This window comes from Arthrobacter sp. TmtSoilC51 (genome assembly GCF_055388015.1).
The window spans coordinates 3368290-3390436 of the sequence record NZ_AP035877.1; the positions used below are offsets into that span (position 1 = coordinate 3368290).

Consider the following 22147-nt stretch of genomic DNA (forward strand, 5'->3'; position numbering starts at 1 on the left):
GAGTTGGCCGCCGCATGCTCTCTCCCGCCAACATAGGATGGTTCGCATGAGTCCCCGCAGCGACGTCAAAAGTCCGCAGGAAGCAGCAACCCAGGCGCCGCCGTCGCAGACCCTCTCACGGGGAATCCGTGCGCTGGAGATCCTTGCCGAGGCCGAACGCCCCCTCAGCATTGCCGAACTAGCCGAAGCCCTTGGAGTGCACCGCTCTGTTGCCTACCGCATCCTGCGGACGCTGGAGGACCATTCGCTCCTGATCCGGGACGATTCAGGACGGGTGCAACCGGGCCCTGGACTGGCGGTCCTGGCCCGGGGTGTCTCGCGGAACCTGCAAACAGCTGCCCTGCCTGAGCTCACCCAACTGGCAAATACCCTGCACATGACCGCCTTCCTGGCCGTGTGGGACCACCAGGAATGCGTCACCTTGGTCACCGTGGAACCCCGGCATTCCGGCGCGGCTCTCGCCCAACATCCGGGAAGCCGCCACCCTATAGGTATTGGCGCGCCGGGAATCGCTATCCAGTCGACCATGACCGAGGACCGTTGGCGCCAAGTAGGGGCCGGCATCCCTTACCGCGCTGAAGCACACGAGGCCCGACGCACCGGCTACGCCACCAGCCACGACGAAGTCATCGCGGGGTTGTCCTCAATCGCCGCACCAATCCACGTCCCTGGCGGACGGCCAGCCGCAATAGCGGTGGTCTATATCCGTTTGGACCAGGACGCCGATGCCGTAGGCAAGGAGTTGGCCGCCAGCGCCATGCGGATCGAGAGCCAGTTGGCCTGAAGCATTCCTCCTGGGTCAAATGCCCTGCCTCACAGCACAAGACCCACAGCTATGGGAGCCCAATACTCGAAGAAGGACAGGAATTTTCCTGCCCTTCTTATCGTCGAGCACTGAGAAGGAACCCATGAGCCTCAATCTTCTTGACACCTCCAACTGGCTGCCGCTGGACGGCCTGGCACCTGGCTTCGATGCCAACAAAGCCCCCACCGTCCAGGACCTGGCGGGGCAGGAATTTACCGTCCGCAGCGATGGCGGACCCATGACTTTCAGCTTCGATGACGAAGAAGTCCAGTGGGCTGCGGCCGGGCACAGCGGGACGGCGCCCTATGAGGCTTTCATTGTCACCGGAGAGCTCTACTACGCCCAGTGGCATAGTCCCGTTGAGCGGGACCTCGCCGTTTCCTTGATCCTGGATCTGGCCAACGGCAGGGCGCTCTATATCGGCGCACTGCTGGGGCGCGCATCCCAAGGCTCAACCGCAGTCCACCACGATTTCCGCACTGGGACCCTTGAAGGCTTCACCGCCGATGGAGCAGCAATCGCGGAAAGCCCGGCCCTGATCGGCCGACGCGTCGAATGGGTGTACAGCGATGCGCACGCCTACGAACACATCTACCTCAGCCCCACCTGGTACACCTGGCAGTGCCTCGCGGGTCCCGAGCGGGGGCTCGCAGACACCGATTCCAACACCGTCTTCGAAATCCGGCCCGGTATTTTTGTCTTTACCTGGCGCGAAAAGGTCATACCCTGTGGCTCTGTCACCATCGCCGATCACCGGGACGCCAAAGCAATCCGCTCGCACGGCAGCCTTTTCGGATGGGATGAGGCCGGCACCGAACCCGTGCATTTCACCTTCGGCGCCCATGGCAGGTTGATCAGCATCACCCACCACGCACCGGAGCTTGACCCGTCGGTGTAGCTTGCCCGGATTGAATGTGCAGCCGCAATAGGAACGAAAAGAAGCCCCGGCACCCGCCGGGGCTTCTTTTCCTGTGGCGCTGCTGCTTTCCGCGCCCGAAGCAGTCTCAGTCCTCGGAGCCGTGGCCGATCCTGGCGTAAAGGCCGGGCTGCGAGTGCCGCAGGCGCAGCCCCCATGCGATTCCCACCAGACCCGGCAACAGCACTACCAAGGGCAGGACGAACGTAGCGGCCGTCGATTCCGTCTGTCCAAGCAGGACATTGAAGTTGGCAAGGATGAGCACAAACACAATCGCCAGGAGGACAAAGCCAAGGCCAGGCGCCACAACCCGTACCCAAAGCCCGGCCCCATGCTGGTTTCGGCGGAAGAATCCGATCACTGCGATCGACACTACTGTCATGAGCAGGACCAGCCCCAAAGCCCCGCTGTTGGTCAGCCAGGTAAACATGGTCAGCACCGGGTACAGTTCACCAAGTTCAGACCCGGATCCCGCGATGGCGAAGGCAACAGTCACGACGACGGCAATCAGCGTCTGCGCCAGGGAGCCAGCGAAGGGTGCGCGGCTCCCTGTACGGACAGCTGCGAAGAACGGCGGGATGACGCGTTCCCGCCCGAGCGAGAAGAAATAGCGCGCCACGGCGTTGTGGAAGCTGACCAGTGCAGCAAAGAGGCTGGTCACGAACAGAATTTGCGCTATATCGCTCAGGAGTACGCCTCCGTTGGTGCCAAGGAAGGCGAAGATCATGTCCGGACCGCTGTTGGTGGCGGTTTCGATCACTGCGGACGGGCCTGCGCCCACAGTCATTGCCCACGCCGAGGCCGCATAGAAAAGGGCGATGATTGCAACCGCTGCGAAGGTGGCCCGGGCAACGGTGCGCTTGGGATCTTTGGACTCTTCGCCGTAGATGGCGGCGGATTCGAAGCCCATGAAGGCAGCGATTCCGAAGGAAAGGACCGCACCAATGCCAGGGACGAACAGGCTTTCCGGGCTGAACGAGGTTGCCGTGACTCCTTCCGGCGCTACGGCCAGGCTGATGAGGTCATAGGCAATGACCACCAGGAATTCCAGGGCCACCAGGACACCCAGCACCTTTGCCGAGAGGTCCACCCGGTTAACGCCCAGCCAGCCCACAATTGCGATGCAGACCAGCACTGGGATCCACCAGGGCACGCTGATGCCCAACCGGGCCGAGAGCAGTGAGGAAACTGTGAAGCCGAAGAGCCCATAGATGCCCACCTGCATGAGGTTGTATGCCATTAACGCGACCAACGAGGCACCCACACCGGCTGGCCTGGAAATACCCTGCGCGATGTAGGCGTAGAACGCCCCGGCGTTAGTGACGTAACGGCTCATGGCCGCGTACCCTACCGCGAAGAGGGCCAGGATGCCGCCAAGAATCAAGAACGAAAGCGGAACACCTGTTACGCCGGTGACCGCGAAAGTGGTGGTCACTCCGCCTGCAAGGACGGTCAGCGGCGCGGAGGCCGCAATAATCATGAAGGTCACGGCTGGGACGCCAAGACGCCTCTTGGTATCTGCTGGCCCAGCGATCTTGCCCTTGACGGGGATATCCACGCTCATATTGTGCTCCTGCCTCGGTGCCGGACGGAGATTGCGCGGCACGGTGTCGGTCATTCCGCAATCTTCCACCCCAAAGGCACCGAGTGACTTGTCTCACACGGCAAGGTGTTTGTCGGTGCACGCAAGCCCATCCCGGGCAAAGTCCCCCGGTGTAGAATCGTGGGCAAGCTCACGTCCGCGCTGGTGGCATTCTGTACCGGTGCCACCAGGTACGGCGGGCATTGAAAGGGAGTTTGATGACCGTCGCGGCTGATACCGGCCCCGCAACCGTGCACACAGTGGTGGCGGATTCGTTCCAGGAATGGAGCCGGGCCATCTCCGCGTCCTTTGTGCCGTTACTGGCCAAAGGTCCTAAGGATTCTGCCTTCCACGGGACCATGCGAGCCCGGGTCCTGGGTCAAATCTCCGTGGTCGAAGTGACGGCTGGCCCACATACGGTCCTGCGAACGCCTGAGTTGATCGCAAAGTCCCCGGGACGCTTCTTCAAGCTCAGCATCCAGCTCTCCGGTTCCGGCCGTTTGGTTCAGGACGAACGCGAAGCGGTGCTTCGTCCCGGGGACCTCTCCATCTACGACACCTCCCGTCCTTACCAGCTAACGTTCGACGACGACTTCCGCACCTTGGTGCTCATGTTTCCGCACGTCCTGCTCGACTTGCCGGCCGAAGCCATGGGCCACGTAACCGCCCTCCGGATTCCTGGCGATGAAGGCCTCGGCGAGCTCATCAGCCCCTTCCTTGTCAAGCTTGCCGATAACCTCGAAGCCCTCTCGGGGGCCAATGGCCTCCGCCTGGTCCACAACGCACTGGACCTCGTCACTACCTTGTTCAACGGCGAGCTCGACCAGCTGATCGAGACCGGCCGCGATCCACACCTCCTCCTCCTGGGCCGGATCCATGACTACATCGAGGCCAATCTGGGTGACCCCGCGCTTTCCCCGGGAAGCATAGCCGCGGCCCACTACATCTCCACCCGCCACCTGCACGATCTTTTCCAGGAGATTGGCACCACCGTGGCCGCGTCCATCCGGCAGCGCCGGCTCGAACGCTGCAGGCGCGACCTCCTGGACCCTGTTCTGGCTGACCGGCCGGTTACGGCCATTGCAGCGCGATGGGGGTTTACTGACGCAGCGCATTTCAGCCGGATCTTCCGGGCTGCCTTCGGGAACTCCCCCACCGGCTACCGCAACAGCCGCTGACGGAAACCTTCGCCGGGACCCAAGCGACCGACGTCGGGCAGTCCGGTCTTTGGGCAGTTGGGATTCCGTGAAGGTGGCTAGGCTGCCGCCGTCGGGGCTGTCCCTTCGTCTGCCACGGCAGCCATCTCATCCAGCATCGCCCGCAGCAGTCGGAGTTCCAACCCAGCGAAGGCCGGATCACCCGCCCGGTTGAGCAGCTCCCCGGGGTCGGTGCGGTGATCGTAAAGTTCGGCCACGCCGGTACCGAAGTACTTTGTCAGCCGGCCCTCTGCCGTGATGATCGTCCGCATCCTCACCGGCCCTGGAAGCCCGTCGAGCCCAAACGGCTGCTCCTCCTCTACAAGCAAAGCTTCACGGTGGCCCTCCGCAGCCCCGTGCAGCAGCGGAACCAGCGAGCGGCCCTGGATACCCCGGTACGCCGTGGCACCGGTGAGCTCAAGCAAGGTTGGCGCCAGGTCGGCACTGGAAACCAGTGCCCCGGTGCGGCACGGTGAGGTGCCGGGAACGTGCAGCAGCAAGGGAACATTTGTGACTGCGCGGTAGTGGACAAAGTGCTTGAGCATGAGGCCGTGGTCCCCAAACAAGTCTCCGTGGTCACTGGTGAAAACGATGATGGTGTCCTCGGCCAGGCCCTGGCGTTCCAGCTCGTCCAGGATTCGGCCAATGTGCTCGTCCATCATGGTGATCAGGCCGTACTGTGCCGCCGCCGCGTGCCTGTACTGTTCCTCCGTTGCTGCCCAGGTCATGGTGGGGTCGGGGTTCGGCTGGCCCCGGTGCTCCATCATTGCCTGGATGTGCGGCGGCGACGCTGAATGGTCCTGGTCGAAACCCAGTGGCAGGGGCAGGGCACCGGGATCGTAGAGGTCCGAATAGCCTTCCGGGGGTGAAAAAGGATGGTGGGGGTCAGGGAAGGAGACGAACATGAAGAAGGGCTGGTCCTGGCCTGCCGCGTCCTTCAGATGCTCGATTGCCTTCTCGCTCACGTAGCTGGTGGGATGTACCTCGGCGGGAATGGCTGTCTGGTACACCTGGTCCCATCCGCCGTACCGGCTGGCGGAGTTGCCCGCCCCGCCCAACGTCTCCGGGTCGATGCCACGTTCCCTCGCCCAATGAACATAGTGGCCTCCTGGCCGGTCCCCATGACCAATGACGAGGTCCACATGTTGATAGCCGTAATAGTCAGCCGGGAGCCCGATAAAGCGCTCATCATGCGCATCGCGGTTCTCCCAGCGATCCCAGCCCGGCGCGTAGCCTTGCCGGCGTGCGTCGCCCACGGCCGGATCAAGGAGCATGGGATCGGTGGTCCGGATCTCCTTTGCCTGGTGCGGCTCAAACTCCCATCCCATGTTTTGGTGGTGGAGTTTTCCTACCCCCACAGTGCGGTAACCGCTCGCGGCCAAGGATCCGGGAACGGTCTGCGTCAGCGGATCCAGAGTTATTCCGTTGCAGCGCGTCCCGTGCGCCGAGGGCCACCTGCCAGTCATCAAGCTGGCCCGGTTAGGCATGCAGGTAGGGTTCGCCACGGTCGCATTGTCGAAAACCACGCTCCGGGCTGCGAGCGCATCAAGGTTCGGTGTCCGGACGTTGGGATTGCCGCCGAAGCCCACGTGGTCGGCCCTTAATTGGTCTGCGATGAAGAACAGGACGTTGGGCCGGCCCTTGGCCGCAGCGCGGTGCTCCCCCGTCATGCCGGCCTCTTGATGAGGGACAACACTTCGGTGCGCTGGAGCGCGAACTCCGGGAGTGAGCGCGTGGTGATCTGGTCGCGGGGAGCCGGCAGGTCGACGTCGACGATCTTCAGGACGCGGGCGGGTTTGGAACCCAGGATCACCACGCGGTCTGCCAGGTAGACTGCCTCGTCGATGTCATGGGTTACCACCAGAATGGTCATGTTGAAGTCGCGCCTGATCTTCAGGCACAGGTCTTCGAGGTCGAAGCGGGTCTGTGCGTCCACCGAAGCGAAGGGCTCGTCCATGATGAGGATCTCCGGCCGGTACGCGAGGGCGCGGGCGATCGCCACGCGCTGCTGCATGCCGCCGGACAGTTGCCAGGGGTATTGGTTATCCGCGTGGGAAAGCCCGACGGCTGCCAATGCGCTGTCGCAGCGTTCCTTCAGTTCCGCAGCGGGCAACTTGAGGTGCCGCAAAGGAAGAATGAGGTTCTTCCGGACGGTGAGCCATGGCATGAGGGAACGGTTGTAGTCCTGGAACACCAGCGCCATTTCGGGGGGCGGGCCGCTGATGGTCCGGCCATCAATGGCTGCCCGTCCGCTGCTGGCAGGATGGAGCCCGGCCAGGCATTTCAGGAGAGTCGTCTTTCCAACGCCGGAGGGACCGACGATGCAGACAACCTCGCCGGCATCCACGGTAAAAGTGAGGTCTTCGATGACTGCATGTGTTTTTTCCCCACTGCCGTAGCTCTTCGCGAGGTGTGCCACGTCCAACCGTGGGGTGGTTGCGTTGATGCGGGTTTCTGGTTGCTGTGCCATGGCGGACTTTCTGTTTCGGGTGGAAAGGCTCGTAGCCTGTCGGATGCTCATGCTGCACGCGCCATGCGTCGGGAGCCGATGTACCAGGACAGGACCTTGCGCTTGAGCACGCTGAAGAGGACATTGACCAGGAATCCGATGACGCCCAGGAGCAGGATCCCAGCCCACATGTCCGCGGTCATGAAGCTCTGCTGTGCCAGCAGCGTCATGGCTCCAATGCCTTGGGAACTGCCCAGCATCTCGCTGGCGATCATCACGATGAAGGCAACCTGCAGGCTGACCTGCAAGCCGGAGAAGATCTGCGGCGCGGCCGCGGGAAGGAGGACATTCAGAACCCGTTCCTTCCGGGTCAGCCTATAGACCCTGGCCACATCCATGAGATCGTTCCCCACCCCACGGATACCGTCAACCGTCGCGATCATCGTGGGGAAGAGCGCCGCCAACGCGATGCTGGTCACGCGCATCTGCGTGCCGAATCCAATGAGGGAAATGAAAATCGGTACCAGGGCAACCGGCGGGATTCCCCGAAGGAAGTGGATCAAAGGATCCACCATCCAGCGAACCGGGGGAACAAGAGCCGTCACAAACCCGATGGCAATCCCCGCAACGGCGGCAATGGCAAATCCCAGGAACAGGTTTCCCAGGCTTAGCAATACGTCCGACTGGAAGTGCTCAAAGAGCCATAGCTCCTGGAACCGGACAAGGATGGTCCGCAATGGCGGGAAGAAGGGGTCTGTGGAGTTCTCGGACAGGAGCCACCATGCCGCCAACAGCAGCACGGGCGCACCCGCGCCGATCAACCAGTTTCTCATTGTGGGGTTTCTCATCACGGCACCACTTCACGGTAGGACTCATGCCAGCGCAGGACCCGGCGCTCGGCCAGACGGGTGGCGCCTTGGAAGAACAGGCCCAGGACACCCAGCACGATCACCAAACCATAGAGGCTGGCGTAGTCACCGGCTGCCTGGGCTTGGTAGATGCTTTGGCCAAGGCCAGGACCACCGCCGAGCAGGCCCGCCACTACAGTGACCACCAGCGCGGCCGGTGCTGCCACCCGCATGGCTGTTCCGATATAGGGCATGGCGCTGGGAAGCACCACTCGGGCAAGGATCTCGGACTCGCCCATCCCATAGGACCGTGCGGTGTCCCTCGCCACGGGATCGGTGCTCTGGACTCCGTCCACAGTCTGCATGATGATCGGCAGGAGGCAGCCGAACACCACCAGGAACATGGACATCTCTCCTGTTGGGCCGAGCACCAGCACGGCCAGGGGAAGAATAACGATGGGCGGAACGGGCTTCAGGAATTCCAGCACCGCCAAGGTAGCGAACCTGACGGTCTCAAAACTCCCGACAAGCAGCCCCAGGACGACGCCTGCCACCGCAGACAAAGCCAGCGCGAGCACGGCAATCCCGATCGTGGCTCCCAACGATGACCAGAACGTAGCCGTCCCCAGGATGGTTGCCAGGGTGCTGAATACAGTGGTGGCTGGCGGCAGGGCATTTCCTGCCACCTTTGCCTCGGCAAGCACCTGCCAGATGATCAGCGCTGCCGCAATGCCCAGCGCGCTGAAGGTCAACGGGCGAATGGACCCTTTCATGATGAATCTCCCATGCTCGGTTCGCGCCTACTTTCCGAAGACAAGATCGCCCGGCAGCTTCACAGGTGCACTAAGGAAACCGAGGTCCGCAAGGTTCTTGTTGACCCTTTCGATGTCCTCTGTGCGGACGTCCTCAGGCCAGTAGTTCACTGCTCCTGATTTCACGACGTCCAGAGGGGTCTTGGTGATCTCAGCGCTGAGTTGCTGCGCCTCTTCGATGTGGCCATTGGCGTAGGCGTTGGCCTTATAAATGGCTGCCTTGAAACCCTGCAAGGCCTTCTCCTTGGATTTCACGGTGTTGGCACCCGATACCCAGAGACCGATTGCGCCCTGTTCAAAGAATTCGACGCCAGGGGATGCCAGCAGCCTGTTGCCCTCGGACATCGCCTTCGAGGTGAAAGGTGCAACGAGTGACGCTGCGTCGACGCGTCCGGAGTTCAGGGATTGAAGGGCCGACGAAGGATCCAGGACCATCCAGTTCACCTTGGCGGGGTCGCCGCCGTCGTCCTTGACGAGCTTGCTGACTGTGACCTCCAACTGTGCCTTGCGGGCCGGGACGCTGACGCTCTTGCCTTCGAGGTCTTTGGGCCGGGAGATCGACGATGCCTTCTGGACCAGGAGCCCTGTGTCATCGACCCGGTTGAGATCGCTGGATTTCCCTGCGCCGTCTTTATAGCCATCGGCAGCAGCGATGATCTTGAGTGGCACGTTCTGGCTCAGGGCATTCAGCAGCGGGATGGAGGGTGTATAGGTGAGGTCGATCTGTCCGCTCTGGGCAGCTGCAATACCGGCGGGCGGGTTGGCAATAACGGAAGTCTCGACGTTGAGACCCTGTTCCTTGAAATAGCCCTTATTGATGGCAAGCTGGATCGCGGCATCGGATCCGATACCGATGGTACCCACCTTCAATGTGGTGGTCCCGTCAGCGGCCGGGGTGGAAGCCGGGCTTGACCCGCCGCCGCAGGCTGCAAGTGCCATGGACAGTACTGCGGCCAGTGCCAAAGGAATACTGCGTCGCATGTGGTGCTCCTTGAATCGCGAAATGGTTGGAACGGATGGGGATTGTTCTAGGTGTTGGACTGATGGACTATGCGGCCACCGCTCAGCGTGAGCCTGACCTCGGCATCGAGGAGCTTCTCGATCTCCCCGTCATCCGGCCAGGGGTTTGACAGCAGGCAAAGATCCGCGGCCATTCCCGGTATCAGGGCTCCTTTGAAATGTTCGGCGTGATCTTGCCAGGCCGCGTCAATGGTCATCGCAGCGAGTGCTTGGCGCCCGGTTATCCGTTCAGGATCACCGGAGTTTCCCGGCGTGGACCGGGTGGCCCGTCGAACAGCAGCCGCTACAGTGCGGCGCCAATCCGGGCTGGTCACGGGCGCGTCTGAGGCCAGGTTGAAGTGCACGCCGGCATCCAGTGCTGAACGCAGTGGCTGGTGGCGGGAAAACCGATCCTCGCCCAGTACCTGGCGCATCATGTCCCCGGCTTCCTCGCGGATCAGCGGGTTGGTGCTGTAGCCGATGTCGTGGGAAGACATCGTGGCGAGGGTTTCGGTATCGCTGAAGGCGCCGTGGATGATGTAATGGCGGTTTCCTGCTTTGGAACCACCTTGCCCGGGACTATCGGATACTGCCACGATCGCTTCCACGGCCGCGGTCGTGGCTGCGTCTCCCGTGGCGTGGACTCCAGCCTGCATTCCCGCGTCATTGATGAGCCCCAGGATATTGTTCAGTTCCGCGACCCTTTGAGCGTCATCGGCACCTTGGATCACCAGCCGGCCGTGCGTGCAGGCCTTTCCGTAAGGTTCGCTCATCCACGCGGTACCGCTGCGGGGAATGCCGTCGGCGAAGACCTTGACGCCGGCAATCCGCAACTGCGCCGGATCAATGCCCCTGTTCAGGTACGTTTCCGCCAGGCCGCTCTTCAAGCCCTCGTCGATCGCGTTCGCGTTGGCTCCCCCGGTTCCCGCGAACAGCATCAGGACATTGATCCTTAGCGTCAGTTCATCAGCCACGGCGAGGTCCCCGAGTAACTCAAGCGCCGCCGTCGAGCCTGCGCCGTCCATGAGTCCGGCACTTGCAGGACCCAGGCCGGGATCCGTGAGCGAGGTAATGCCCAGCGAGTGCAGCTGTTCCTGGAGTTGCAGCAGCGCGGGGCGAAGCGTGGCCTCCGGCACCGGTGGCATCATCCTTGAGACGAGTTGCATGGCACCGTCCTGAAGAAGGCCTGTTGGGCTGCCATCGGCCGCCCGTACCAGTTTGCCGCCGTCGATGTCTGCAGTAGAAGCAGAGATGCCGGCACGACGCAGCGCCTCCCGGTTGGCCAGAAGTTGATGGCCCGTGCTGTCGAACGCCACAACCGGCGTACCCGGGCGGCAATCCAGCAATTGTCCGGTTGCTGGTCCGAGCAGTGCCTCGTCCCAACCATGTGCGCGAACCCAGCCGTCCTCGCCGGCGGGCGCATTGTTGACGACATCCACCACTGCCGCCCAGTCAGCCGCCACTGATGAATCCAGCCGTACGTAACCAAAGGCGGCCATCGCTGCCGAGACGAAATGCAGGTGGGCATCGTTGATGCCAGGAATGACAGCGCCTCCGGCGGCGTCGACAACTAAAGTGACGGGCCCGATCGCCCGCTCGGTTTCTTCCGTTCCCAGCGCCATGACGCGGCCATCCTTGACGGCTATGGCGTGAGCCATCCGGTCAGGTTCTGCCGGGTCCATTGTGTGGACCGAGGCATTGACGATCACCAGATCGGCAAATTCTTGCATCGGTTCTCCCTAGATCACTGCATCCACTGTGATGCAGGCAACGTTCTAGAAAGAGTATGTCGCTTGACTGGGTCACTTGACTAGGTTTTCCGGTAAAATTCTTTTCAGGATCTTTTCCAAGGTCCGCGCGGTATTGCCAAAGCACGCTTGGGCTCAGAACGCCTAGGATCGATGAGACCGATGATTGGGCTGCCTGATCACGGAAAGACTGAGGACAGGAAGGGGCGCGGATGGCCAGGGTTCCCGCCGAAGCTAGGCGGCTGCAGTTTGTTGAGGCTGCGGCGCGGGTCATCGCCCAGGATGGACTCGCCTCGGCAACTACGCGCCGGATCGCCAGCGAAGCCGACGCGCCCCTTGCGGCGCTCCACTACTGTTTCCGAAGCAAGGACGAACTCCTGGAAGAGGTCTACAACTTCCTGAGCAGGGACTACGCGAAAGCACTGGAGCCAGTGGCTGATCCGGGCTTGGGCCTGCGCCATATGATCGGCGCCCATGCACGGCGCATTTGGACGCGAATGCTGGAGAACCCACACGAGCAGGTGACCACCTTCGAACTGCTGCTCCGGCGGTTCCGCGTCGAAGCAGATGACCAGCCCCAGGCCCTGCTGATGAACCGCTCCATGTACGACGGCTGGGTCAGTTCAACGCTGGAGCTCTTCCGTGGCGCGGTCGATGCTGCCGGCGAGCCAGTCCCCCACAACCTGGAGGACATCACCCGGCTCTTCATTTCGGGCATCGACGGCATCAGCATGCAGCACTTGGCCGACCCCGATGAAGAGCGGTCCATGCGCCTGGTGGAGTTGATGGCCCGCTCCCTCGCCGGAGCCCTGGACTATTCCTGAGGCCGGCGCTTCATGACCAGATACGTCAGAATTCCCAGTACCAACAAGCCTGCTGCGGCAGCCATGGATACCAGGAAGGCCGCCCCCGGGCCCTGCGTCTGCGCCAACTGCCCGGCAAGGTAGGAACCCAGCGCCGTGCCAGCCACTATCCCACTGGCCAGGGCTGTCATCACCGTAGCCATGCGGCCAGCAGGGGCAACCACACCACCGATGCTAAACACCGTGACCATGACTGGACCCACCGGGATTCCCAGCAAGAGCAGCACGAACACCATGGGCCAAATGCCAGCCGGAACCAGCAGCAACAGTGCGAACAAAGACATCGCCAAGGCAGCAGCTACCCATCGGGCAGCAAGGCTGAAGCGCTGTGGCCAGAACGCAACGGACAGCGCCGCCACGGCCGAACTCAAACCCATCACGGAGTAGAGGAGACCAGCAATTTCCGCGGTAGCGTACTGGGCAGCAAAAGCGCTCAGGGCATTCTGCGTAGCACCAAAAAAGGTACCCATGCACACCATCGCCACGACCGGCACAGCCACGACGGCGCCTGCCCAGCGGTTGCGTCGTCCCGCGGCGTGGTCACCGGCGCTGCCGACGACGGCGCCAGCAGCCTTGCGCGGTGCCGGCACCACGGCCTGCTGGCTGGGGTGGACGGCGAAGGCAGGGACCAGCGTGATGGTCATGACCGCTGCCACGGCGAGCGGCAGCCACGGAGCAATGAGGCTGGCCAGAATTCCAACCAAGGCCGGTCCGAGCACGAAGGTGACCTCGTCGGCCGTGCCCTCATAGGAAAGTGCTGTGTCAAGATCGGCACGGCTGCCGGCGACGCTCCGGCTACCTCCCGCGGGAACTACCGGTTCAGTTCCGGCACTGTCTCTCCTGGAAGCACTGTCTCTCCTGGAAGCACTGGTACTTCGGGCTGAGGACAGGTTCCGGGTGGTCAGTGCCATCCAGCGAACACGGGCCATGGGGCCAACCTGTGGGCAGCTCGCGCCAGCGAGGAAACCTGCTACGAGCACGCCTGTCGCGTCCACCACGGAGCTATAGCTTGGGGTCACGTAGGCGGCGGCAAGAAGGCCGACGACGGCCAAGGTGTTGACCACCGCCGCCACAAGCAGGACGATACGTTGGCCGGCACGATCAGCCAGCGAACCAAGGACAGGAGCGCCCACCGCTGAACCGATGCCCACGGCCCCGGCGGCCATGCCACCGATTGCGTATGAATGGCTCACCGCTGTAACCAGGGTCAAGGTCCCCACGGTAAGCATTGCCAAAGGGAGCCTTGCGAAGAGTCCAAGGGGCAGGAACCCCGGTCCGGCCAGTTCGGGCAGCCGCGCGAACCTCCCGGGCAGGCGCGATCGGTTGGTGGACGGCGTCGGGGTCTGATGTGAAGGCAGTGGCTTGGAAGCCAAAGAAGATTTTTCCATTGTTCCGGGTTCGCTAAAGTCTGCGCATCGTCCCTCCTCCCGATGCGCGCGACCCGGTGTAACGGATCAAGTCTATCGGATCCGGGCTCAGGCAGGCATTGCTTCGGCAACAACCACCGAGGAACCATGCCTGCCCTTGACCACATGAAGCTGGCTGCTGATGCGTTGCTTCATTTCTGCGACGTGGCTGACCAGCCCCACAACCCTGCCGCCGTCGCGCAAACCTTCCAAGGCATCCATGACCTGTTCAAGGGCTTGCTCGTCCAGGCTCCCGAATCCTTCATCCACAAACAGCGTTTCGATGTCCACACCACCGGCCTCCTGCTGCACAACGTCCGCTAAGCCAAGGGCCAGCGACAAAGAGGCCATGAAGGACTCTCCGCCTGAGAGGGTGGACGTATCACGCCGCTGGCCGGTCCACTCATCCACCACTTCCAGTCCAAGACCGGATTTCTGGTTGCGCGCAGCCCGGGCGTCCGTGTGCTGCAACGTGTAGCGTCCATCGCTCATCGCAACGAGTCTCTCCGACGCCGCGATCGCCACCTGTTCCAGGCGGGCAGCCAGCACGTAGCTGTTCAGGCTCATGCGGTAGTTGTTTTCGCCTGCCCCACGAAGGGTGTCCGCCAGCCCAGCCAACAAGGTGGCATGCTGGCGAGGTTCCCGTCCTGCCTCGGCAAGGTTCCGATACTCCACGCGGATCCGCTGCACAGACCGGGCCGCCTTGCTTGCGAGCCCAGCGGACAGCGCCAGTTCTTTTGCGGCTTCCATGGCGCGGGCAGCCTCAGTCTTCGCGACGCTGAGCTCGTCCTCCGGCAGGGGAAGCTCGCCGATGCTGACTTCCTTGGCTGCCATGACGAGGTCCTCACCAGCGAACAGTTCATCCAGTCGGGCGCCCTCGGCCTCAAAATCCGCAAACGCCTTCTCCAGAGCCACAACATCCGACGCTGACAGGAGCTCGCGACGCACATCCTCGGCCGAGGAAAACCCTGACCCGGGCAGGGCCCTTTCCAGCGCTGCGAGCGCTTCCATGCGTGCGGTCCCGGCACGCTGGAGTTCGTTGACGGCATCCACTTCTGCCTGAAGCAGCAGCCGCTGGGACGTGAGGGCCCCTGACCGCTCGCGAAGGCTGGGGAAGCCCTGCCTCAGGCCTTCGAGCTCGTCCTCAAGCGCACGGTGCTGTTCCTGGAGCAGTTCTACAGCTGAGGCTGCTTGCATAGCGGCATTCATGGAGCCGGAGTGTTCCTCCTGGAGCAATGTGATGCGCTTGGCGAGTGCGTCTTGCTTGCTACGGAGCTTATCCAACGCGCCACGTGCTTTCCGGGCTTCCAAGGCCGCAGCTTCCGATGCCACCAGGCGCGCGGCCGATTCGTCCGGGTCCGCTGAGCCACCCTGGGCGGCCAAGCCCGCCAGCAACTGGGCGGCGCTTGATACCTCCTCCGTGATGCGTTCCAGAGCCTTCTCGCTGGCTTCAAAAAGTTGGTTGGCCTGGTCTTCTTCCTGGGCGATGGAGAGCGCCGAACGAGCCGCCGCTGCCGGGCTTGGGTGATCGTTGCTGCCACAAACAGGACAAGCATGCCCCGGTGCAAGGGCTGCCGCGAGCTCACCGGCTGCGTTGGCAAGGCGGGCCTCCCTCACGTCCAGCCAAGCTTGCCTGAGGTCCTGTGTTTTGCTGCGTGCCTGGGCGTGACGCTCACTGACCTCCTTCAACTCGGCGGCGGCTGCTGCATGACGGGACACAACCGAGACTAGTCCGGCCGCAGCGGCCGCCTCCCGTTCCAGGTCATCGGCTTGGGCAGCCAAGGGCTCCAGTGGTTCCATCCCAGCCCTCAGTGCGGATTCATCGGCGCGAAGGCGCTCCAACGATTCTCCTGCTGCTTGGGCGGCTGCCAGATGGTTGGAATGTTCTTCCCGTTTGGCTGCCAGGCGGCTGGCCACATCCTCCATACGCCGCTCGTCCGGAAGCCTGGCATCGAGTACGGCGAGGGTGGACTTTACTTTCTCCAAGGCCGCGACCGGATGTGCCGCATCCAAGCCGGCGGATAGGAGCTGCTCGCGGGTCTTGTCCCTATCTCCGAGCGCAGACCGGTATTTCCCCTCCGTGGCATCCACGGCCTCCAGTTGTCCCCCAAGGACAGCCGCACGCCGATGCCCTCCAAGCTTTTCCTTGTTCTCCAGTGCCCGCGCCGCAGCTAATTCATGCAGTACGCGCCGTTGCATCCCGGCAGCCAGCCGGGCATGCCGCTGGGCTTTGTCCTGCTCCTCTTGAAGCTGCTCCGCAAGCCGCACGGCCCGGGCATCAGCTGCGCTGGCTTCGTCATTTCGCCGCTCGCTTTCTGCGAGCAACTCCGTCTCCAGCGCCGCGAGCCATACCTCGGGCGCTCTGGCAGCTGTTTCCACATCCGTTACGGCATCCGAAAGCCCCAACTGCTCCCGTTCCGAGGCGGCCCTGCCAAGCAGAATCGTCAGTTCTGCCGCGTTGTCCTCCACCGCACGGGCTGCCTCCGCCGCCTGACGTGCTATCTGCCGCTCCACGGCCTCGAATCGCTGCGTCCCAAAGAGTTTTTGGAGGAGTTCGAGCCGGTCAGCCGCTTTCGAACGCAGGAATGCGGCAAAGTCGCCCTGGGGCAGCATCACGACGCGTGTGAACTGGTCCCGGTCCATACCCAAAAGGTCCGAGAGCTCGGCGCCTACTTCGTCATTCCGCGAAGATTTTTCCTCCCAGCCCCCGGAAACCCACTCCCGCAGCAGGGTCTTGGCTTGTTGGGTAGTGAACCCGTTCCGGCCACGAGCGCTCGGCCGTTCCCAGGCCGGCGAACGGCTGACTTCGAAACGCCTGCCGCGGGCCGAGAATTCGCACACCACACGCGGTTCCGCGCCGGGGGCTGCATGATCGCTGCGGAGGCGCTTGCCTTCCTGGCGGGCACCGGGAACGGACCCATATAGAGCGAAGCAGATGGCGTCCAGGATGCTGGTCTTGCCAGCCCCGGTGGCACCGTTAAGGAGAAACAAGCCCTGCGCACTGAGTTGATCGAAATCGATGTGCTGCGCGGTGGCAAACGGCCCGAAGGCCTCAATGTCGAGTCGATGAATTCTCACAGTTCAGCTTCCTCCAAGCGGATGGCCTCGAGAGCGTCATGCAGGGCAGCCTCTTCCGCAGATCCGGGGCTGCGGTCCCGAACATGTTCCAGGAACCCGCAGCAGACCTCGAGGTCGTCCTGGGCCGCTGCCAACCTGCTGCTATAACTGACTTTTTCCTGGGTCCCGGCACCCTCGGGGTCGAAAGAGAGGACCAGGGTGTCGGGAAAGCGGGTGCGGAGCTGTTCCATGGCCTGGGCGGGCCGCTGGGCGTCCGTGAGTGTTATTTGGCAATAGGCCGCCTCTGCCCAGGAGTGCTCGTCTGACTCGAGGAGATCGTTCAGCTTGCCTCGCAACACCGCCAAACCCTTGGCAGCTTCCCACGGAACTTCCTGGACATCGATGCTCCCGTCGGCATCGACATCAACCAACCAAGCGCCCTTGCGATGTTTGGCTTCGGAGAACGAATAGGCCAGTGGGGAGCCGGAGTAGCGGACGTGCGGGGCAAGCTCCTGCCGACCGTGCAGGTGACCCAGGGCCGTGTACGAAAAGTCCTCAAAGAGATCCAGGGGCACGGCGCCCAAGCCGCCTATGCTCAGGTCCCGTTCACTGTCCGAAGTGATCCCTCCGCTGGCAAAGGTGTGTGCCAGGACCACCGGATGCACCGTTCCGGACTTCCGGCGGGCTTGGACGTCGCGCCGAATCCGCTCGCATGCTTCACGCGTTACTTCGAAATGACTCGCGGCCTCCACCGCCAGCCGCTCCGCGACAAGCCGTGGTTCCAAATAGGGGATCCCGTAGATCGCAAGTGCGGCGCTGCTGTCGCCATCTTTTTCGAAGGGAATAAGCACCGGAACGTCCAGGTCCTCCACCCTCGTCCTGAGGTGAACTCCTCCACGTTCGAGCAAGCGGGATGCGAATCCGAGCCGAATGGCGGAATCGTGGTTGCCGCTGGTGAGCACTACAGTGGCCCCGGCCTGGGTAATGCGCACCAAGGCGTCGTCGAGAAGTTTGACGACATCCAGTCCAGGCAGGGCGCGATCGTAAACATCGCCCGCAATGAGGACGACGTCCACTGACTTTGCTTCGACAAAGGACACCAACTGGTCCACAAAACCGCGCTGGGCTTCAAGCATGCCAACGCCGTGGAACGACCGGCCGAGGTGCCAATCCGAGGTATGGAGTAACCGCATATTTTCAAGCTAACGTTGGGCACCGACAAAAAAGCGCAGACAGGCCGCCCGCCGTCGATCCTGTCAGTCTCCTAGCCCTTCTTGCCGTCGAAGAAGTTACGCGCGTCATCAGCTGCGGCAGGTTCATTCCGGACAACCCCGGTCTCCGCGGCCTCTCCATCTGCCTGGAAATCGTCAGTGTCGTCGGCGTCCAAGTGCTCGTCCTCGAAGGTTCCGGCCGCCGCTGACGTGGCGTCATCTCCAAGGCTGGTGGCAGCGGAGGCGTAGCCAAAGCCACGGAAGGCGAGTCCCGCAAGTGCGGCGCCCATCAGCGGGGCCACCCAGAAGAGCCACAATCCTTCGATCGCCCACGAAGGGCTGAAGAAAGCCAAGGCAGTTGCGCGTGCCGGATTAAAGGGAAGGTTGCCAAGGACTTGGCCAAACTGCAGCAACACGGCAACGCAAAGGCCTACGGCAAAGGGAGCCACGGCCGGAAACGCACGGCGTCCGGCAGTCGCTCCGAGGAACACCGCAACCAGCAAGGCAGAGCCAACAACCTCAACGATCAAGACCCCCGCCATCTGGGTTTGGGCAGCGGCATGCTCGCCATAGCCTGCCGCCACAGAACCGAAGGCTGCCCGCGCATCCGTCAAGACCGGAACTGTCAGAACTACCACATAGGCCAAGGCTGCGCCGATCACGCTGCCGATGATCTGGGCCGCAAGGTAGGCAACGGCCGCCACCGCACGAATACGGCCGGCAATCAGGTTGCCCAGCGTGATTATTGGATTGAAGTGACCACCGGATACATGACCGAAGGCCAGCATGGCCACAGTAACGGTCAGGCCCGTAGCGAGTGCAGCGGGTAGGGGCGCTGAGGACGGGTTCGAGAAAATCGACACACCCACCGCTACGAGCACAACAAACAGCGAACCGACGGCTTCAGCCGACAGCCGCGCGAGGAGGCCCGGTTCGGGGTCGGACGTGGCTTGCACAGGTGAGGTCATGTCGAATGGTTCCTTACGATTGGTGGTGTGGACCCGCTGATCGGCTTCGATGCTGGCCGAGGGATACTTGAGCATCCTGCCAGTCGAATCTGAACAGATGCTGGGTCCACGCTGGGTCCCGTTCCGAGCTTAGCCGCCCAAGGCGATGGCCGCGATCGCTGTTCCGCCCAGCCCTATCACGGCAAGGGTACTGACAAAGATGAGTCGCGCCGAGGCTGCCTCGTTTCCACCGTGAAGCTGCCGTGAACGGACCCACACCGCACAAGCCAGGACGATGGTGGCGGCAGCGGCCATAAGGGCGCAAATGCCTTGGTAGTCCAGGCCGGGAAGGCCAGGAACCAGATGGCCCGTAGAGGGCTCCGAGGTCAGCCAACTGCGCCAGATGAACAGATCAACCACCATTAGCGATATGAGCGTTCGCCGCCAGGCCAGCGTGGTGCGTTCCGGCTGAAGGCCGGGATCACGGACGTCCATGGCCACCAGGCCTCCATGCTCTCCAGGCCTGCATCATCAACGCGGTTCCCCGGTCAACGGGCCACCAATATCAAGACGGCGAAGGTGAAGGCCGCGACGGCCACCACGATAGTCATCAACAGCATGAGCCAGGAGAACGGCAAGGCTTCTTCGTTGCGCATCGCAGCTTCCATTTGCCCCCATCTCCGGTAGGAAAGCGCAGCCAGACCAGCGCCGATCAGGGACAAGAGCACACAGAGGACGATCCTGACCGGCTGTGGGGCAATGTTCGGAGCCAGTTGATCGATGGCAATGGCTCCCGCCAGCAACGCCAATGACGTCCGGATCCACGCAAGGAAGGTGCGTTCGTTCGCCAAGGAAAACCTGTAGTCAGGTGTCTTGCCTGTCCGTCGCCAAGCCGGTTCACGCACGTTCTCTCTCCAAGTTTCCTAGTGCTGGGCAGCCTCCTCACCATATCAGCGGCTTACCACATCACCGGCCTACCACGGCACGGTAAGTTGATTGCATGAGTGTTGAAGCCTCCTCCCCCACCAGCCCGTCGTTTGAATCCCGCGTCCACGGGACGTTGTTGGGAGGCGCCTTGGGCGATTCACTTGGCTATGCAGTGGAGTTCGATCGCCTCGAGGCCATCCGTGCCCGTTACGGTTCCGCCGGCCTCACCTCCTTTGACCAGCTCGACGCCGTCGGCCAGTTTTCGGACGATACCCAGATGACGCTGTACACAGTGGACGGCCTGGTAGACGCCCTCGAATGGGCCAACGATGGGGTCGCCGCGGATGAAATCGCTTGCCTCTGGCTGGCTTACCTTCGCTGGCTGGCAACCCAGGACGTTGCCGTGTCCCCTTCTGCTCCCGTTCCACAACCGCGATGGATTGACGGCCAGGAAGTCCTGCGGCGTCGCCGGGCTCCGGGAAACACGTGCCTCAGCGGATTGGCTTCAGGAGAAATGGGCACTGTGGCCAGGCCAGTCAACCCCGACTCCAAGGGCTGTGGCACAGTCATGCGTTCGGCACCTTTCGGACTCGTTCCCCATATTTCCCGTGAGGCCGTCTACAAACTCAGTTCAGATGCTGCGTCATTGACGCATGGACACCCGTCAGCGCGGCTAAGCGCTGCTGCATTCAGTTTGTTGATCCACAATATTGTGGCCGGTGGCGACATCCGAACCGCAGCTACCGGCGCCTTGGACTACGTCAACGGCGTGCCCACCAAAGCCCCCGAACTGCCCGAGCGTTTGGAAGCGGCGTTGAGGTTGTCCTCGGAGCCCACTCCCCTTAGTCCTGAAAAGCTGGTCACGGCGCTGGGTGAGGGCTGGGTTGCCGAGGAGGCACTCGCCGTCGGGCTTTATGCCGTCCTGTCCACGCAAGTCAGCGAGCCCATGGAGCACTTCCGCCAGGCCATCGCGGTGGCCATCAACCACAGTGGCGACAGCGATTCCATCGGTTCCATCGCCGGGAACATTTTGGGCGCCTACTACGGCGAAGCATGCCTTCCTGCCGAATGGCTCGGGGCCCTGGAAGGCACGGAGGTCATTCGTGGCATGGCGGACCGGCTGCTCGCTGTCACCACAGGCTGACCAGCCCTCGCCTCACGCTCGTCGCAGCGCCATGTTTCCTGTGAAAACAGAACGACGGCGCTAGTTACCGCCAACCATTTGCAGGAACTCGCCCTCCGAGACCACTTCGATCTGCTGGCCTTTCGCGTGGAGTTCCAAGACCCGCTTGGCCTTGCCCGTCAGCCGCCCGGCACGCAGGTCCCCGGCCACGAATCCATCTCCCACCACAAGGACCGTGGTGCGCGCGGTCACCCTGCTTTCGGGGCGTGCACCCATCTCTGCAGCCCGGGACTTGGCCTCGGGGCGGGTCATGATGAGGTCGCCAGTGAACACCACCGTCTGGCCGAATAGCGGATGCCCGGGTTCGGCCGTGGGATTCGGCAACGGATTAGGGCCTTCCTCGGGCCACGCTGACCATGCACGTCCGGGACCGCTCAGGGCGGCTTCCAAGGTTTGCTCCGCCGGGCTATTTGCGTTCTTGCCTGCGGTCGCCCTGCCTGCGGTCGCCCTGCCGGCGGTCGTCCTGCCTGCGAGAGCGGCGAGGGTGGGCTTGGAGAGGCCGTTCATGGGATCGAACGCTGGTTGCCTGGGTAACGTCAGGCCCAGCGAAAGATAGAGTTCCGCGATGCTGTTGGCGTTGTTACGGCGGGCGATGTCCACCAGGATTCCTGCACAGGCGCGTGCGTCCTCGGCGGCATCGTGGTGGTTGACCAGCGGCACTCCGGCTTCCTCCGCAGCGTAAGGCAGCGAGTTGGACACCAACGAGTAGCAGCGGCGGGACAGCATGACCGTGCAGACGTATTCGTAAGCCGGGCCTGCAAGCCCGGAGACCTCCAAGCCGGACCGGATCACACCCAGGTCAAAGGCTGCGTTGTGGGCTGCAAGGACGTCGTCACCGATGAAGGCACCGATTTCCGGGAAGAGTTCTCCGAACCTGGGACGTCCGGCAACATCTTCGGCACGGATGCCATGGATGCGTGTGTTGTGAAACTCGAAATGGTCGTGGTTCTCCGGTGGCCGCATGAGCCAGGAGGCTTCCTCCACCACAACGCCGCCGCGGACTTTGCTGAGGCCGACCGAACACGGCGACCCCCTGAAGCCGTTGGCTGTTTCAAAGTCGATCGCCGTAAAGTCCAATGCCACTGGACAAGGTTACAGGCTCCAAAGGGTGCGCTCTTGCCCGTTTCCGCGGCGGGGCTGTCTTTCCGGCCGCTTTGTGGTGAGGGTTACGACGACGGCCGTCCAGTAGGCTTGATGG

19 protein-coding genes are annotated in these 22147 nt (G+C 62.8%); 5 read left to right on the plus strand and 14 right to left on the minus strand.

Going from position 1 to position 22147, the window contains the following annotated elements; genetic code table 11:
- The first annotated feature begins 37 nt into the window (after positions 1-37).
- Together ACZ5G6_RS15370 and ACZ5G6_RS15375 are read left to right on the plus strand one after the other, a co-directional pair.
- Positions 38-784 (plus strand): IclR family transcriptional regulator, encoded by a 747-nt coding sequence (locus tag ACZ5G6_RS15370; protein WP_223933396.1) that lies wholly within the window; start codon positions 38-40, stop codon positions 782-784.
- A 124-nt stretch (positions 785-908) separates the two neighbouring features.
- Positions 909-1703, plus strand: a complete 795-nt coding sequence (locus tag ACZ5G6_RS15375) for a MoaF C-terminal domain-containing protein (RefSeq protein WP_223933397.1) — start codon at positions 909-911, stop codon at positions 1701-1703.
- Between the two features lie 106 nt (positions 1704-1809).
- Here ACZ5G6_RS15375 and ACZ5G6_RS15380 read toward each other — a convergent pair whose 3' ends face one another.
- Positions 1810-3285 (minus strand): APC family permease, encoded by a 1476-nt coding sequence (locus ACZ5G6_RS15380; protein WP_498686368.1) that lies wholly within the window; start codon positions 3283-3285, stop codon positions 1810-1812.
- Between the two features lie 236 nt (positions 3286-3521).
- On the opposite strand from ACZ5G6_RS15380, the gene ACZ5G6_RS15385 reads away from it, so the two are divergent.
- A complete protein-coding gene (locus tag ACZ5G6_RS15385) occupies positions 3522-4481 on the plus strand; it encodes an AraC-like ligand-binding domain-containing protein (RefSeq protein WP_223933401.1) in 960 nt (319 codons plus the stop codon).
- A 77-nt stretch (positions 4482-4558) separates the two neighbouring features.
- On the opposite strand, the gene ACZ5G6_RS15390 is transcribed toward ACZ5G6_RS15385, so the two are convergent.
- The 6 genes from ACZ5G6_RS15390 to ACZ5G6_RS15415 are packed head-to-tail and all read right to left on the minus strand — an operon-like array spanning position 4559 to position 11337.
- Positions 4559-6169 carry a sulfatase family protein gene (locus ACZ5G6_RS15390; RefSeq protein WP_498686371.1) on the minus strand — a complete coding sequence of 537 codons (1611 nt, stop codon included), beginning with the start codon at positions 6167-6169 and terminating at the stop codon, positions 4559-4561.
- Positions 6166-7020 carry an ABC transporter ATP-binding protein gene (locus tag ACZ5G6_RS15395; RefSeq protein ID WP_498686373.1) on the minus strand — a complete coding sequence of 285 codons (855 nt, stop codon included), beginning with the start codon at positions 7018-7020 and terminating at the stop codon, positions 6166-6168. Before ACZ5G6_RS15395 ends, ACZ5G6_RS15390 begins: the two co-directional genes overlap by 4 nt.
- Positions 7017-7796, minus strand: coding sequence for an ABC transporter permease (locus ACZ5G6_RS15400; RefSeq protein ID WP_498686375.1), 780 nt, complete (start codon positions 7794-7796; stop codon positions 7017-7019). Before ACZ5G6_RS15400 ends, ACZ5G6_RS15395 begins: the two co-directional genes overlap by 4 nt.
- Positions 7796-8569, minus strand: a complete 774-nt coding sequence (locus ACZ5G6_RS15405) for an ABC transporter permease (protein ID WP_498686377.1) — start codon at positions 8567-8569, stop codon at positions 7796-7798. Before ACZ5G6_RS15405 ends, ACZ5G6_RS15400 begins: the two co-directional genes overlap by 1 nt.
- A 27-nt stretch (positions 8570-8596) precedes the next feature.
- Complete coding sequence (locus tag ACZ5G6_RS15410; RefSeq protein ID WP_498686379.1) at positions 8597-9589, minus strand: ABC transporter substrate-binding protein; 993 nt, start codon at positions 9587-9589, stop codon at positions 8597-8599.
- A gap of 47 nt (positions 9590-9636) precedes the next feature.
- Positions 9637-11337, minus strand: a complete 1701-nt coding sequence (locus tag ACZ5G6_RS15415) for an amidohydrolase (RefSeq protein ID WP_498686381.1) — start codon at positions 11335-11337, stop codon at positions 9637-9639.
- Between the two features lie 230 nt (positions 11338-11567).
- Here ACZ5G6_RS15415 and ACZ5G6_RS15420 point away from each other — a divergent pair, with 230 nt between their 5' ends.
- Positions 11568-12179 (plus strand): TetR/AcrR family transcriptional regulator, encoded by a 612-nt coding sequence (locus ACZ5G6_RS15420; RefSeq protein WP_223933413.1) that lies wholly within the window; start codon positions 11568-11570, stop codon positions 12177-12179.
- Here the strand turns inward: ACZ5G6_RS15420 and ACZ5G6_RS15425 are convergent.
- From ACZ5G6_RS15425 to ACZ5G6_RS15450, 6 genes are all read right to left on the minus strand, one after another.
- Positions 12170-13606, minus strand: a complete 1437-nt coding sequence (locus ACZ5G6_RS15425; RefSeq protein WP_498686383.1) for an MFS transporter — start codon at positions 13604-13606, stop codon at positions 12170-12172. The two genes, ACZ5G6_RS15420 and ACZ5G6_RS15425, sit on opposite strands and share 10 nt — an antisense overlap.
- An 87-nt stretch (positions 13607-13693) precedes the next feature.
- Positions 13694-16702 (minus strand): AAA family ATPase, encoded by a 3009-nt coding sequence (locus ACZ5G6_RS15430; protein WP_498686385.1) that lies wholly within the window; start codon positions 16700-16702, stop codon positions 13694-13696.
- On the minus strand, positions 16699-17874 hold the full coding sequence (locus ACZ5G6_RS15435; protein ID WP_498686388.1) for an exonuclease SbcCD subunit D: 1176 nt from the start codon (positions 17872-17874) through the stop codon (positions 16699-16701). The genes ACZ5G6_RS15430 and ACZ5G6_RS15435 overlap by 4 nt, the downstream gene beginning before the upstream one ends.
- A 71-nt stretch (positions 17875-17945) precedes the next feature.
- Complete coding sequence (locus tag ACZ5G6_RS15440; protein WP_498686390.1) at positions 17946-18860, minus strand: MIP/aquaporin family protein; 915 nt, start codon at positions 18858-18860, stop codon at positions 17946-17948.
- 129 nt (positions 18861-18989) lie between these two features.
- Positions 18990-19334, minus strand: a complete 345-nt coding sequence (locus ACZ5G6_RS15445; protein WP_223937606.1) for a DUF202 domain-containing protein — start codon at positions 19332-19334, stop codon at positions 18990-18992.
- A 53-nt stretch (positions 19335-19387) separates the two neighbouring features.
- Positions 19388-19690 (minus strand): YidH family protein, encoded by a 303-nt coding sequence (locus tag ACZ5G6_RS15450; RefSeq protein WP_498686392.1) that lies wholly within the window; start codon positions 19688-19690, stop codon positions 19388-19390.
- Positions 19691-19839: 149 nt separating this feature from the next.
- On the opposite strand from ACZ5G6_RS15450, the gene ACZ5G6_RS15455 reads away from it, so the two are divergent.
- Positions 19840-20910, plus strand: coding sequence for an ADP-ribosylglycohydrolase family protein (locus tag ACZ5G6_RS15455; RefSeq protein ID WP_498686394.1), 1071 nt, complete (start codon positions 19840-19842; stop codon positions 20908-20910).
- Between the two features lie 60 nt (positions 20911-20970).
- Here ACZ5G6_RS15455 and ACZ5G6_RS15460 read toward each other — a convergent pair whose 3' ends face one another.
- A complete protein-coding gene (locus ACZ5G6_RS15460) occupies positions 20971-22032 on the minus strand; it encodes an exonuclease domain-containing protein (RefSeq protein ID WP_498686396.1) in 1062 nt (353 codons plus the stop codon).
- Positions 22033-22147 lie beyond the last annotated feature (115 nt).